Origin of the sequence: Streptomyces sp. MNU76 (assembly GCF_020982545.1) — a bacterium.
GTDB lineage: Bacteria > Actinomycetota > Actinomycetes > Streptomycetales > Streptomycetaceae > Streptomyces.
The window spans coordinates 165,183-178,619 of record NZ_JAJKLK010000009.1 but is presented as its reverse complement, the minus strand read 5'-3'; the positions used below and the strand labels follow the sequence as shown (position 1 = coordinate 178,619).

Annotated in this window: 16 protein-coding genes; 9 read left to right on the top strand and 7 right to left on the bottom strand. The window is 70.1% G+C overall.

The annotated features are described in order from the left end of the window. Positions 1 to 6 precede the first annotated feature (6 nt). A complete protein-coding gene (locus E4N62_RS23190; protein WP_230217324.1) occupies positions 7 to 492 on the bottom strand; it encodes a TrkA C-terminal domain-containing protein in 486 nt (161 codons plus the stop codon). 350 nt (positions 493 to 842) lie between these two features. On the opposite strand from E4N62_RS23190, the gene E4N62_RS23185 reads away from it, so the two are divergent. From E4N62_RS23185 to E4N62_RS23165, 5 genes are all read left to right on the top strand, one after another. Then, positions 843 to 1,286: a hypothetical protein gene (locus E4N62_RS23185; RefSeq protein WP_230217513.1), complete on the top strand. Its 444-nt coding sequence runs from the start codon at positions 843 to 845 to the stop codon at positions 1,284 to 1,286. Positions 1,287 to 1,417: 131 nt separating this feature from the next. Then, the gene (locus E4N62_RS23180) at positions 1,418 to 2,377 is read left to right on the top strand and encodes a GlxA family transcriptional regulator (protein ID WP_230217322.1); all 960 of its coding nucleotides are present in this window, start codon (positions 1,418 to 1,420) and stop codon (positions 2,375 to 2,377) included. 140 nt (positions 2,378 to 2,517) lie between these two features. Continuing rightward, entirely contained in the window at positions 2,518 to 3,558 is a 1,041-nt protein-coding gene (gene gap / locus E4N62_RS23175) for a type I glyceraldehyde-3-phosphate dehydrogenase (RefSeq protein WP_230217319.1), read from the top strand. Positions 3,559 to 3,958: 400 nt separating this feature from the next. Next, entirely contained in the window at positions 3,959 to 4,243 is a 285-nt protein-coding gene (locus E4N62_RS23170) for a hypothetical protein (RefSeq protein ID WP_030973973.1), read from the top strand. Beyond that, the gene (locus tag E4N62_RS23165; protein WP_230217317.1) at positions 4,225 to 4,638 is read left to right on the top strand and encodes a DNA-binding protein; all 414 of its coding nucleotides are present in this window, start codon (positions 4,225 to 4,227) and stop codon (positions 4,636 to 4,638) included. The genes E4N62_RS23170 and E4N62_RS23165 overlap by 19 nt, the downstream gene beginning before the upstream one ends. A 246-nt stretch (positions 4,639 to 4,884) precedes the next feature. Here the strand turns inward: E4N62_RS23165 and E4N62_RS48830 are convergent, their stop codons facing one another. Continuing rightward, positions 4,885 to 4,977: a plasmid pRiA4b ORF-3 family protein gene (locus E4N62_RS48830; RefSeq protein WP_230217511.1), complete on the bottom strand. Its 93-nt coding sequence runs from the start codon at positions 4,975 to 4,977 to the stop codon at positions 4,885 to 4,887. Positions 4,978 to 5,073: 96 nt separating this feature from the next. Here E4N62_RS48830 and E4N62_RS23155 point away from each other — a divergent pair, with 96 nt between their 5' ends. Next, complete coding sequence (locus tag E4N62_RS23155) at positions 5,074 to 5,574, top strand: hypothetical protein (protein ID WP_230217315.1); 501 nt, start codon at positions 5,074 to 5,076, stop codon at positions 5,572 to 5,574. A gap of 39 nt (positions 5,575 to 5,613) precedes the next feature. After that, positions 5,614 to 7,104 carry a helicase-associated domain-containing protein gene (locus E4N62_RS23150; protein ID WP_230217313.1) on the top strand — a complete coding sequence of 497 codons (1,491 nt, stop codon included), beginning with the start codon at positions 5,614 to 5,616 and terminating at the stop codon, positions 7,102 to 7,104. A 165-nt stretch (positions 7,105 to 7,269) separates the two neighbouring features. Here the strand turns inward: E4N62_RS23150 and E4N62_RS23145 are convergent, their stop codons facing one another. After that, a complete protein-coding gene (locus tag E4N62_RS23145) occupies positions 7,270 to 8,103 on the bottom strand; it encodes a hypothetical protein (RefSeq protein ID WP_230217311.1) in 834 nt (277 codons plus the stop codon). Between the two features lie 128 nt (positions 8,104 to 8,231). On the opposite strand from E4N62_RS23145, the gene E4N62_RS23140 reads away from it, so the two are divergent. Continuing rightward, positions 8,232 to 8,699 (top strand): hypothetical protein, encoded by a 468-nt coding sequence (locus tag E4N62_RS23140; protein ID WP_230217309.1) that lies wholly within the window; start codon positions 8,232 to 8,234, stop codon positions 8,697 to 8,699. Positions 8,700 to 8,724: 25 nt separating this feature from the next. On the opposite strand, the gene E4N62_RS23135 is transcribed toward E4N62_RS23140, so the two are convergent. Together E4N62_RS23135 and E4N62_RS23130 are read right to left on the bottom strand one after the other, a co-directional pair. Further along, positions 8,725 to 9,237 (bottom strand): hypothetical protein, encoded by a 513-nt coding sequence (locus E4N62_RS23135; protein WP_230217307.1) that lies wholly within the window; start codon positions 9,235 to 9,237, stop codon positions 8,725 to 8,727. Between the two features lie 31 nt (positions 9,238 to 9,268). Then, positions 9,269 to 9,613: a hypothetical protein gene (locus E4N62_RS23130; protein WP_230217305.1), complete on the bottom strand. Its 345-nt coding sequence runs from the start codon at positions 9,611 to 9,613 to the stop codon at positions 9,269 to 9,271. 710 nt (positions 9,614 to 10,323) lie between these two features. On the opposite strand from E4N62_RS23130, the gene E4N62_RS23125 reads away from it, so the two are divergent. After that, positions 10,324 to 10,890, top strand: a complete 567-nt coding sequence (locus tag E4N62_RS23125) for a Uma2 family endonuclease (RefSeq protein WP_230217303.1) — start codon at positions 10,324 to 10,326, stop codon at positions 10,888 to 10,890. Positions 10,891 to 11,122: 232 nt separating this feature from the next. Here the strand turns inward: E4N62_RS23125 and E4N62_RS23120 are convergent, their stop codons facing one another. After that, positions 11,123 to 12,451: a helicase-associated domain-containing protein gene (locus E4N62_RS23120; RefSeq protein ID WP_230217301.1), complete on the bottom strand. Its 1,329-nt coding sequence runs from the start codon at positions 12,449 to 12,451 to the stop codon at positions 11,123 to 11,125. Next, positions 12,426 to 13,175, bottom strand: coding sequence for a hypothetical protein (locus E4N62_RS23115; protein WP_230217299.1), 750 nt, complete (start codon positions 13,173 to 13,175; stop codon positions 12,426 to 12,428). The genes E4N62_RS23120 and E4N62_RS23115 overlap by 26 nt, the downstream gene beginning before the upstream one ends. Positions 13,176 to 13,437 lie beyond the last annotated feature (262 nt).

The window sequence follows — 13,437 nt, the reverse complement described above, 5'->3', positions numbered from 1 at the left end:
AGGGGCTCACGTCCGCCCGAGTATCGCGGCGGCGGTGTCCACACCCTCCCGGGTGCCGATCACGATGAGCGTGTCACCGCCGGCCAGCCGGAAGTCCGGCGTCGGCGACGGAATCGCCTCGGCCCGCCGCAGTACGGCCACGATCGACGCGCCCGTTTCGGTCCGCATCCGGGTGTCGCCCAGGACCCGCCCGTTCCAGTGCGAGGTCGACGCCAACTCGATCCGCTCCGCGACGAGCCCCAACTCCGTGGTGGACAGCAGGTTCGGGCTGTGGTGGTCCGGCGCCAGCGCGTCGACGACGGCGGTCGCCTCGCCCGAAGTGAGCCGTACCGACAGCGCGCACGCGTCCGGATCGTCCTGCCGGTACGCGCTCAACGTCCGCGCACCGTCCCGATGAGCGACCACCGAGATCCGCCGCTGCTCCCTCGTCGTGAGGTCGTAACGGACCCCGATCCCCGGCAACGGGGTACTGCTGAGGCGCGGAGCACCCACAGCTGGCCTCCTGTCTGATTCGGATATGTCATCGGACAACCGACGGTGCCACCCTAACGAGACCTCGAACACCGGTCTCCGGCCGCCAGGTCGGCCCTCCGATGGAACAATCCCCCTTCACCCCCGGGACCGGCCCACTCACCCGGTCGCGAGGGCTGACCGAAAGGAACCAGCACCATGACCCCCACGGGTGTCCCCACACCCCGCACAGCGGGCACCCCGACGGCACACGCCACGGCCCCTCGGACCGCCACCCCACGACCGGCGCACGCGAGAAGCCGGACGAGGGGCCCCCACACCGCGCGGATACCCTCCTCTGCCGAAGCTCTCCAGACCCCCGGAGCGTGCCCGTGATCCAGTGGGTGTCCCTGGGGAGCGGCCCGCGCCCCGTCCCCCGACCCGTGGCGACCCCTTTGGTGTGGGCGACGGCCTTCGGGGGCGCGATGGCGCTGGTGGCCCTCCTGAACGCACTGGTCGGCACGGACCGCCCCGGCCTCGCCCTGGCGGCCCTGTCCCTGCTCGCCGCACTGCTCGGCGGCCACGCCCGCTTCATCGCGGCCCCCGGTACGGCCGCCCTGTGCTGGCTCTTCCTCAACGGCTTCGCCATCCCACCCGTAGGTGTCCTGACCTGGGTCAACCCCCGCGACACCTTCTGGCTGGTCTGCCTCCTCACCGCCGCCCTCACCGGCACGACCCTGGCCCGCCTCCTCCAGGCCCGCGCCGCCTACCGCCGCCTCACCACGGCCCACGCCCCACCCACCCCCGAGCCGCCGGACTGGCCGCACACCCACTGACCACGCCCGCGACGGCGACGCCCGCGACCGCGACGCCCGCGACGGCGACCGCGACAACATTCCCTGGTGGACAACGTTCCCTGGTGCGCGGGACGTAGGGACCGGCCCTCCGCTCCTCGTACCCTGTCCCCGTGCCGTCGTCCCCCCGCCTGCACCGCGTCGCCGTCCTGGTGCTCGTGGGTGCGAAGCCGCTCGATGTCGGCATCCCCGCGCAGGTGTTCACGACCCGCGCGAGCATGCCGTACGAGGTGCGCGTGTGCGGGGCGACCCCCGGTCTCGTGACCGGCGGCGACGGCCTGTCGTACTACGTCGCCCACGGCCTCGACGCGCTCGCCTGGGCCGACATCGTCTTCATCCCCGGGTACCGGTTCCCGGCCCGCGACGACCCGCCGCGGGCCGTCGTAGAGGCGCTGATCGAAGCCCACACCCGTGGCACGCGGCTCGCCGCCATCTCGACGGGCGCCTTCGCGCTCGCCGCCACGGGCCTGCTCGACGGCAGACGGGCCACGACGCACTGGCACTACGCACGGGCGCTGGCGGCGAAGCATCCGCTGGTCCGGGTCGACGAGAACGTGCTGTTCGTCGACGAGGGCAGCGTGCTGACGTCGGCGGGCGCCGCCTCGGGCATCGACCTGTGCCTGCACATCCTGCGCGGCGACCTCGGAGTGGCCGCGTCGAACCACGCGGCCCGGCGCCTGGTCGCGGCCCCGTACCGCAGCGGCGGCCAGGCGCAGTACGTACCGCGCAGCGTGCGCGAACCGCTCGGGGAGCGGTTCGCCGCCACCCGTGAATGGGCGCTGCACCGGCTCGGTGAGCCCCTGACCCTGGACATTCTCGCCGGGCACGCGGCGGTCTCGCCACGCACGTTCTCGCGGCGCTTCGTCGAGGACACGGGGTACACGCCGATGCAGTGGGTCATGCGTGCCCGTATCGACGTGGCGCGTGAACTGCTGGAGCGCTCGCAGCGGAGCGTCGAGCAGATCGCCGCCGACGTCGGGTTGGGCACGGGCGCGAATCTGCGGCTGCACTTCCAGCGGGTCCTGGGCACCACACCGAGCGAGTACCGGCGCACCTTCACCCAGGGCGAGTAGCCCGCCCGCCACCATGTGGCGCGATCCGCCGCCCCGCGGCCACGTGGCGCGATCCTTGTGAACCGTGGCGATCACGCCGCTGTCCCGGCGGTGTGCCGCGCGCGACGCTGGAGGCGAATCGAAGGGACAGGACACCACTCATGACTCGCATCGCGATCAACGGATTCGGCCGCATCGGACGCAACGTGCTGCGCGCACTGCTGGAACGCGACAGCACCAGCGGCAACGGCAAGGGCAGTGACCGCGCTCTCGATGGCGATCTCGAAATCGTCGCCGTCAACGACCTCACGGAGCCCGCCACCCTCGCCAGGCTTCTCGCCTACGACAGCACGGCCGGCCGTCTCGGGCGCCCGGTGACCGTCGACGGGAACACGCTGGTCGTCGACGGCCGCCGGATCAAGGTGCTGGCCGAGCGCGAGCCCGCGCAGCTGCCGTGGGGCGAACTCGGCGTCGACATCGTCCTGGAAGCCACCGGCCGCTTCACCTCGGCGAAGGCAGCCCGGGCCCACCTCGACGCGGGTGCGAAGAGGGTGCTCGTCAGCGCACCCTCCGACGGCGCGGACGTCACGCTCGCGTACGGCGTCAACACCGACGCGTACGACCCGGACGTGCACACGATCGTCTCGAACGCGTCGTGCACGACCAACGCGCTCGCGCCGCTGGCCGCGGTCCTCGACGAACTCGCCGGCATCGAGCACGGCTTCATGACGACGGTGCACGCCTACACGCAGGAGCAGAACCTCCAGGACGGCCCGCACCGCGACGCCCGCCGCGCCCGCGCCGCCGCCGTCAACATCGTGCCGACCACGACGGGCGCCGCCAAGGCGATCGGCCTGGTCCTGCCGAACCTGGACGGCAAGCTGTCCGGCGACTCGATCCGGGTCCCGGTCCCGGTCGGCTCGATCGTGGAACTCAACACGACCGTGGCCCGGGACGTGACGCGTGACGAGGTCCTGGCGGCGTACCGCGCGGCGGCGGAGGGCCCGCTCGCCGGCGTCCTCGAGTACTCGGAAGACCCGCTGGTCTCCGCCGACATCACGGGCAACCCGGCTTCGTCGATCTTCGACTCGGCCCTCACCCGCGTCGACGGCCGCCACATCAAGGTGGTCGCCTGGTACGACAACGAGTGGGGCTTCTCGAACCGAGTCATAGACACCCTCACCCTCCTGGCCACCCCCTGACGACACCCGACCCCGAGAACGCGTGATGTGACCCCAGACACGTCACCCACCCGCTGTGGACAAAGACCAGGACAACGAAGGCTGAGACACGTCGAAGGGCCCCACCGCTCGCGGTGGGGCCCTTCGACGTCGTGCCCGGTGAGGCACTGGCGGAGGATACGAGATTCGAACTCGTGAGGGGTTGCCCCCGACACGCTTTCCAACTGTTCGTCTGGGGGTTCGGAGGTGGTTGTGGGTGTTCTGACCTGCCGTGGAGCGGACCGTTCAGCGGAGTCCGGACGCCGCTGAACGTAGGTGAATGAGACCAGAACCGAGACCACGAGGTGACGGGTGGGCGCTCGCGTCCTTCGAGGGGTACTGCACCCAGGCCGAATTCCTACTGGTTTGATAATGTCGGTTCATGAGCGAGATTCCTTACAGCGTCGGCGAAGGGCCAGCCACCAGGGTCAGCCTCTCCCTCCCTGAGGGGACGGCAGAGGCGATCCGCCGACGGGTCGGCAAGCGTGAGTTCTCCGCGTTCATCACCGAAGCGGTGGAGCGCGAGCTGCGCGGTCAGATCCTGGATGAGTACCTGGCCGACTACGAACGCCGTCAGGGGCCGATCTCCGAGCACGAGCAGGAGCGGGCACGCCGGGTCTTCGACGAGGTGTTCGCCGAGGAGGGGCAGTGGCCCGCCGCAAGCTGAGTCACGAAGGCACTCTCGTTCTCGACTGTCAGGGCCTGTCGAAGTTCGTCAGTGATCATGAGCCCGTCGTCGCCCTCATCGCCGAAGCCCGCATGCGGGGCATGGAGGTGGTCATCAGCGCACTCACCATCATCGAAGGGGTGCATCGCCGGACCGACAAGGCGCGGCTCGCCTGGGTCCTGTCCGGCGTGCGGATCGTGCACATCGGCGACGAGGAGGCCAAGGCCGCCTCAGCCATGCTGATCAACGCCGGGCTGCATGGTCACAAATACGCCATCGACGCTGCCGTGGCCGAGATGGCGCTGCGTCAGCGCCGCCCGGTCGTCATGCTCACCTCGGACATCGACGACATGGCGAAGCTCTGCGGCGACAGAGTGCGCCTCGTCGCCGTGTAGTCGACACCGAAGACCCGAACGCGTGGGAGGGGAGGTCGGCCCGTACGTCCTTGTCCAAGCGTGGCGGGGCCGGTGGAGCAGCCGGTAGCACCCAGGGCCGTGAACGATGGCGTGGCCGGACGGCTCGTCTTTCATGGTGCTGTGGGGCTCAGCAGTCGTGCGTTGGCCTCGTCCGGCGTGAAACGGTCAGGGGCGGATTCCGTGGCGGACCGAAGTCCGAGCCAGACCAGCATGGCGTGGTGTTCCTCATGCGCCGGGTCGGCAAGGGTCACTTCGAGGGTCGCTGTAGCCGGGGGCGCCGCCGCAGTCCTCGGGCGGGCACGCCCCGGCGCCGTCCACGCAGTGCGGATGGCGGAGCCCGGCTGAGGCTGTCTGGAACTGCTTGCGGCCGGTGGTCGGCTGCTGGGTCAACGCGGGCTGAGCGCAGGACTGGACATGGCCGAAGCCCTGGCCTGGGCGGCGGCCGACCCCCTCGGTCAGGAGTCGGACCCGGGCACGGGCGGCTTCGCCCAGATTCTGCTGGCCCGCCAGGAACGTGGCAGCAGGGTGACCGTCACCGGGTTCCTGGTGGACGTGTACTGCCTGGGAGTCAAGAACGTCACCGATCCCGAGGTGATGGGGTCCGGATCCCTGACCACGTACGTACCGATGTACTACTCGGCCTTCGACCACCGGCCGCTGCCGATCGGCGTGGAGCAGGCGCAGACGATCGTGCACGATGCGGTCGCCTACGCGCGCGGTCTTGGCTTCGAGCCTGCGGACGGCTTTGCCGACGCCGCAGTGCACCTGGGTGCCCCGCCCGGCGACCGGCCCGTCATCGGTCGGGACGGCAAGCCGTTCTACCTCTCCGGCCCCTACGACAACCCGCGCAAGGTGGTCCAGATCCTTGAGCGCACCTGCGGACCGGACGACTACGACTACGTTGCCCATCCGTAGGAACGGGACGCAAGCGGCACGAGTCGGGAAGGACGGGCAGTGATACCGGTCGAGCAGCAACAGGAGCCCACCGGCACTCCCCGGAGCCGGCACACCGAGCACGCGGCGCAGGCCAGCCTGCTGGCGGTGCTGCGCCTGTGTATGACGGGGAAGCTGCGGTGCAGCGAAAAGACCCGCCGCCCCGGGGCCGCCACCGTCGCGACGGTGGCCGACGTCCTGGACGGCGGCGACTTCTATCCGCACGAGGCCATCGCCGCCTTCGCTTGGCCGATGCTGCTCCAGGCAGGCGGCCTCGCCCAGCTCACCGGCGGTCGGCTGGTGCTGACCGCGCGCGGGAAGACCGCGCTGACCCGGCCTCCGCACCTGACCATTGCCCAGCTATGGCAACGCTGGCTGAACAACAACCTCCTGGACGAGTTCTCCCGCGTCGAGAAGATCAAGGGCCAGCGCTCGGCGAACGTCCTGACCGCCGCCAAACCGCGCCGCAAGCTCGTCGGCCAAGCGCTGGCCGGCCTCACCCCGGGCGAGTGGACGTCCGTCGACGGCCTGTTCACGGACATGCGCGCGGCCGGCCTGAATCCGGTCGTCCACCGCAGTGAACGCGCCCTGTGGAAGCTGTACCTGGAGGATCCGCAATACGGCAGCCTCGGCTACGACGGCTACCACGGCTGGTCCCTCCTCCAGGGTCGGTACACCCTGGCGGTGCTCTTCGAGTACGCCGCCACGCTCGGTCTTGTCGACATCGAGTACGTCCCCCCGGCGGGCGCCCGCGATGACTACCGGGACAACTGGGGTGCCGACTACCTCGACCAGCTCAGCCGCTACGACGGCCTGTCCGCACTCCGCCTCAATCCCCTGGGTGCCCACGCAGTCGGCCTCACGGGCGACTACGCCCCTGCTCAGTCCCCTGTCTCGGCCGCCCTGACGGGCAGGGTCACCGTCCTGGCGAACTTCGACATCGTCGCCCTCGATGGGCTGCCCTCCGCCGCCACACTCCTCCTGGACGCCTTCTGCGACCGGAAAACCGACCGGATCTGGACGCTCACCACCGCTGCTCTTCTGCACGCCCTCGACCGCGGGCACACCCTCGACGAGCTCCGTGGCTACCTGAACCAGGCGGCCTCGCACCCCGTGCCCCAGACCGTCACCACCCTGCTCGACGACGCTGGCCGCCGCACCGGCCGGCTCCGCGATACAGGGCAGACCCATCTCATCGAGTGCGCGGACGAGGCACTGGCAGCCCTCGTCATCAGCGACCGCTGCCTGCGCGTGCTGTGTACCCGAATCGGTGAGCGCCATCTTGCGGTCTCTCCCGACCGTCTGCGATGTCGTTCCGCGGCACGGATTCCCCTCCGGCAGGGCCGCCCTCGGCGGACGCGGTGTACGGACCCTGGGACAGGATGTGCAGCGCGTTGCCGAGATCGCTCAGCCGATCGGCTCTCTGGGGGGTGTCGGCCTGGCTCAGCTCCACGGCCGTGCGGGAGGCCGTCACCGCTTCCAGGATCGCGCTCGTGTCTCCGGTCCGCTTGAACAGCTCCTGGTCGACGGCGCTCAGATTGCCGAGGTACCGGGCGAACCTGGCGTCGTCCGGCGCGGCCTTGGCGACCGCCTCCCGGCTGACCCGCACGGCCTCGTGGAGCGCGTCGAGTTCCCGGGTCTCCTCGAACAGCGTGCGCAGCGCGATCCCGAGGTTGCTCAGGCAGGACGAGCGGGCCGGATGCCCGTCCGGTGCCACCGCGACCGCTTGCCGCCCGTAGGCGATCGACTCACGCAACGTCGCCAGTGACCGGTCCTGCTTGACGAACAGTGCGTGCAGCGAGTTGCCCAGGCTGCTGAGGCAGAACGCGCGGTGCTCGTGCCCGGACGGACATCTCTCGACCGCCCGCAGCCCGATGCCGACGGCCTCCGCCAGATCCTCCGGGGCCCCGTCAGCAGGGCGAACGTGCGCAGGCCCGCGCCCAGGTCGCTGAGGAACGCCCCCACCTCGGGATCGTCGGCCGGGACGGAGGTCACCCTTTCCCGGTCCAGTGCGATGAGCTCCAGAAGCACGGTCGCGTCCTCGGTGCGCTCGTACAGTTCGTCCAGACAGACGATCAGGGCTTCGACGAAGACAGAACGGTGGGCAGGATCGGCTGCGGCTTCCCTGGCGAGGGGAACCGCACGGGCGAGCAGACCGGGCTGACGGGGCCCGGCCACGAGTACCGTCAGGACGTTTCGCAGGTTGTGACGGTGCAGGTTCCGCTGCGGGTGTTCCTCGGAAAGGCTCTGTGTGATCAGCTCGTCGACCTCCATGAGCCGGTCGAGGGCGGCGGAGTCCGACGTCCACTCGTACTGGAGGCGCAGCGCCGTGCTCAGGTTGCTGAGGCACGACGGCCGGTCCGGGTGGTGGGGCGACATGATCTCCAGGACGTCCTCGAACGCATGGCGCGCGGCCTCCAGCTTCCTGACGCTGCGTCTCTTGTGGGCGCGTTGCAGCAACCACAGCGCGCGACGCGCGAGCTGATTGTGCTTCATGAGCTGGTCGACCACCCGATTCCCCTTCCCCACGTGGTGCTTGCCGCCCCTCGCGCGCCATCTTGCGGTGATCCGGCCTTCGGTGCACGCTGACGCGACGGCCCACCGATGGTCACCGATGCGAGGTGAGGATGACAGGCGACGTGTCGAAATCCCCGTGCCCGGCCTGCGGTCACCAGCGAACTGCCGCGCGGTGCTGGAACTGCGACCTGAGCGACAGCGGTGAGCGCATCGGATTCCTGGATCTGGCGACGGCGGTCGTGACCACCGCGGCACTGCAACCCTTCGTCTCCGCCATCGCGACCAAGGCCGGCGAGGAGGTCTGGCCCAAGATCGCCGGCCTGGTACGCCACGGTCGACGCGAGGAGATCGACGCATGCCTCGCCGACACGGAACTTCTTGAAATCGTCGCGCGGGACGGCCGGTTGGTCATCAAGATGCCCAAGCGGCTGCCGGCGCAAGCCGCCCGGGATCTGCGGGACGTGGTGGCCACGCTGGAGAAGGCCGACGGGCGGTTCCGGATCTCCTACGACGCCGCGTCCCGGTCGTGGGACATCACTCCCGCCGACCAAGAAGGCGGGCGGCCCGAGGGCCAGTCGTCGGCCACCTGACCACGTTCCGGCCCCGCACACAAGGTCAGCCGACCCCGCCGACCCGCTGCGCCAGGGCGCCGGCGACCACCGATCCCAGGACGATCCCCAACGCCAGCGCCACAGGGCTGTTCCACAGCGCATACGCAGCCCAGGCCAGCCCGCCCACGACCAGCGGGCCCAGCCAGGCCACGGACCGCTGCCGGAACGGCACCATGCTGAAGGTCGTGGCCAGCAGAGCGAGCGCGAACGCCGCCAGTGCCATACCGAGGAATACACCGCGTGCCTGGCCGAAGCCCTCGCTCCCGAGCGCATAGCCGAGCACGCCCCCCGCGACCGTGCCGACCGCGACCAGCAGCAGGGCCACCGTGTCGTGGATCTCCACATAGTTGCGGGCGCTTCGCGCGTGCACGGCCTGCCACCCACCCATGAACAGATCGGGGAACGTCGACGCGCCCACGAACGCGCCGATCACCGCGCCGTTCCAGCCCGCCAACAGCCACCCGACGAGCAGACCGCTCAGTAGCCCCACGACGATGCCGGGCCCGGTCAAGTGCATGCCACCGTGCTCCCCGGGCCCGACAGGGAACTCAGGAGCCCCTTGCATACGGCTCGTGCACGCCGAGGCCCGTCCCAGGACCGGCCTCGGACGGACTTCCCTGCTCCGAGAGGTGATCGGCCGTGCGCACGATGCGCCGCGCCTCGCGTGGCGGGACCAGCAATGCGGTCAGGACCTTCAGCAGGAACTTGTCCCGCTGATCGTCGGTGTCCCGTCCGGCATGGCTCACGCCGTCGAAGACGGTGACCCCCCTCAGCCGTACGTATCCCAGCGTCCGGAACGCGTTCTTCTCCGGCAGGTAGACGTACTGCAACGGCAGATCGGCGTCACGGTCGATGTGCAGCACCGACACCCGGTGCCGGTTCGTCAGGGACACGTCGCCTCTCCTTCCCCCTCGGCTCCACGCGGCCGTTGTACCTGTCAATGGACCTGCACTACCAAACTGGGGCGCTGGTACGGCAATTGGGGTGGATAGCGGTCGCCGCCAGGTGCGCGCCGAGCCTGTGAGCGGGACACGTCCCGAACCAACGTGGCGGAGATCGTCAAGGCCCTCCAGGGGCACAACGCCAGCCGACGGCTCAGGGCAACCGCCGGGATATCTACTGCCGGGTTCCGCAGGGCATCGGACGCTTGGGTGGATCGGTCGCAGATGCGGAGCGTGCGCCTGTCTGTTGTCAAGATGTTCCGAATGCCGGCTGTGAACGCAACCAGAACTACAACCAGCGGACAGCGGGTTCCCGCTGGTCAGAGGGCTTGTGGTGTCGTCAGCACGATCGCGAGCCAGGAGCCACACGACTTGCTGGGCGCCGAGGCGCACTTCGGTGCCGACCTGGCCGCGTTCGTCACGACCACGCGCTTCAGCGGCCCTCCAAGAGGTTGTGCTGCAGAACGGAATCCTCGCCGGGCGTCGAGGTCGCCTCGGACTGTGGAACAACGGGCCGCCCTGCCGTCCCTGAGCGAGGTGAACGGCCGTGGACAGGGCGACTTCCGTCACCGAGCACGCTGGAAGCGGGCACATGGGAAGACCGGTGGCTCGTTGCATCCGGCCGTACGATGGCGGTACCCCGTGATGGGCATGGAGGCGCGATGAGCACGATGTATCCGGAGTACGCGCAGTGGTTGAGCCAGGTGCGACGTTCGATGAAGTTGCCCAAGGCGGTCAAACTGCTGTTCGACCAGGGGCGCCTGTACGTGTCGCCGGTGACGGAGGCGCACAGTGAGGCGGACGATTCGATCCGCTCCCAGCTGGCGGAGCAGCTGGGCGGGGAGTCCGGGCTGCACGTCACGCGTGACAAGGGAGTACTGCCAGAGCTGGACGGGTACACGCCCGAGCCCGATGTGCTGGTGGTGGACGCGGGCGCGCTCGGCCCCGGAGATGCGTTCGTCGATCAGAAGCATGTGCATTTCGTCGCGGAGAGCGTGTCCCGTTCGACAGTCGGGCAGGACTACGGGCGCAAGCTCAACCAGTACGCGGCGCGCGGGATTTCGACATATCTGATCGTGGACGTGCTGACTGGGGAGTGCGTGCTCTACCAAGTGCCGAAGGGCGACGAATACACCTCGGCCGTGCCTTACCGCTTCGGTGAGGAGATCGGGTTCAGCCTGGCCGGGGTCGAGGTCACGGTGCGCACTGACTTCAAGAAGATCCGCTGAGGCTGCTCCCGCGGTTTTGGCGGCACGGCTCCGTGGCCCTGCCCGTGGTTTCGTATGCCCACCGGGACTGGCTCCATCGCGGCGCACACCCATAAGTACGGCACGGGCGGGCACCCGATTGCGCCGGCCGACGGGCGCACCTTCACCCCCCTGACCTGGATGAGCTTCCTCGGCCTGAACCCGGGGACCACTGACTGTGCTGGTCCGTGTCCGGTGCGTACGAGGGCGTGTGTCAGCCGACGGGGTAGCCCTGGGCGACGGCGGCCTTGCGGAATGCGGGGAGTTTGTCGAGGGGGACGGCGAGGTGGCGTTCGCCGAGGCGGGTGCAGTGGGTGCGGGTGCGGCGGTCGGTGGCGAGGAGAGCCGCGACGGAGGGGTCCGCGCACTCGACGAGGTGCACCGGCCCGGTGTCGCGGACCTGTCCGACGCGGCGGGTGGCGTCGGACAGGAGCGTGGTGACCGTCTGCGGGAGGGGCACGGTGGTGGCGGTGTTCAGGTGGTGGCGGAGTTCGGCGAGGTCGCGGCCCGCGTCGACGGCGGCGAGCAGCGAGGCGGGGGTCAGGGTCCACACGCGGTCGCCGGTGCGCTCGGCGAAGGCGTCGAGGAGGAGGGCCTCGGCGGGGGCGAGTCCGTCGAGGGCCACCACGTCGTGGTTGGGGAGCACCTTCAGGCCGCCAGAACTCTTCGGGGCGGTGTCGGCCGGTGCGGGGGTGGGGAGGTAGGTGGCGGTCTGTCCGGTGGCGTAGGCGCCGAGCGGGTTGAGGCGGAGGGCGAGGAGGCCGTCGTAGCGGCTGATGCAGTCGGTCCAGTCGGCGCCCCAGTTGTCGCGGTAGTCGTCGCGGGCGCCCACCGGCGGCCGGTAGTCCACATCGATCAGGCCGAGGACGGCGGCGTACTCGAAGAGCACGGCGAGGGTGTAGCGGCCCTGGAGGAGTTCCCAGTTGTGGAACCCGTCGTAGCCGAGGCTGCCGTATTCGGGGTCCTCCAGGTAGAGCTTCCACAGGGCGCGCTCGCTGCGGGCGATCCCGGGATCGTGACCGGCCTTGCGCATGATGCGGAAGAGTGTGTCGACGTCGGTCCAGTCACCGGGTGGACAGGCGGCCAGGGCCGCGCCGACCTGGGCCCGGCGCGGCTTGACGGCGGTGAGGACGTTCGCCGCGCGCTGGCCCTTGATCGCTTCGACGCGGGAGAACTCGTCGATCACGCCACGGCTGAGCCAGCGCCGCCACAACAGGGCGAGCGTCTCGTGCGCCGGTTTGGTCAGTGCCGCCCTGCCGCGTGCGGTCAGCGCGAGTCTGCCGGAGGCGAGTTCAGAGAGTCCGCCGGCCTGGAGCAGCAGCGGCCAGGCGAAGGACGCGATGGGTTCCTCGGTGTAGAAGTCGCCGCCGCTGAGCGCTTCCGCGACCGCTTTGACCGTCGCCGCGGAGGGGCGGAGTGTCTTCTCGCTGCACCGCAGCCGGCCCGCCGCGCACAGCTGAAGCACTGCCTTCAGGTTGGCCTGCGCCTCGTGCTCGGTCGTGCGTACCTGATGCTCGTCATGTCCGTCGTGGTCGCTGATCACAGGGCCCCGTCCCCACGACGTAGTGGTAGTTTCCCGCGCCGCAGGTGCGCTCCAGCGTCCGTACGATCTTCTGGGCGTCGTCGCGTGGGCCGTTGATGTAGAACGGCTTCCCCTGGCGGCCGAAGCCGATCCGCGGGGCGGCCGGGCCGGGCTCGCCGAGGTGTACGGCGGCCTGTGCGAAGTCCGGTGCGGGCTCGAAGCCGAGGGTGCGGGCGTAGGCCACGCCACCGTGCACGATGCTCTGCGCCTGCTCCAGACCGATCCGCAGCGGAGGTTGGTCGAACGCCCGGTAGTAGTCGCGGACGTAGGCGTCCAGTGACCCTCCGCCCCTCACCTCTGGGCCGACGGTGTCCTTGACGCCGAGGCAGTAGACGTCGACGAGGAACCCGCAGACGGTCACCCGGCTGGCACGCTCCTGGCGGGCGATCAGGACCTGGGCGAAACCGGCGGCCTCGGGATTCCCGGCGCCTTCGTCGTCCGCGCGCGCCCAGTCGGGGGCCGCGGACAGCTCCAGGTCGGTGCTCCAGCCGGCATTGATCCAGCAGCCCACCACCGGGCGCTCGGTCGGCGTGGCCGTGCTCTGCTGTTCGTGGGCCACCTGGCGCACCAGCGCGCTCGCCCGGGCCGGTTTCAGTCCGAGGGCCCGCGCGATCTGCTTCGGTCCGCTGCCCTTCTCCCGCAACGACCGTACCTGGGACAGCAGTTGCGCATCGTCGTCGTTCACGGGGCCATTGTTCCGCAACGCCGGGGCGTCAGGTGCGGGGGTTGGCGGTTGCCGTTGTCCCCCGGGGGGGGCGACGCGCGGGCCCGAACCGGGTGTCCCGGTCGCCCGTCCGTGCGGAGGAAGGTGTTCCCGTCCCCGTACGGGTGAGACGGCCACCCGCGGTGCCGCTGCTCCATAGAGTCGGGTCGGGGCGACACGGCAGCGGGAACAGGGAGGGCGGAGTGATGGCCAATAGCGCCAGGGAGCGGCTGGGCGTGCTGCT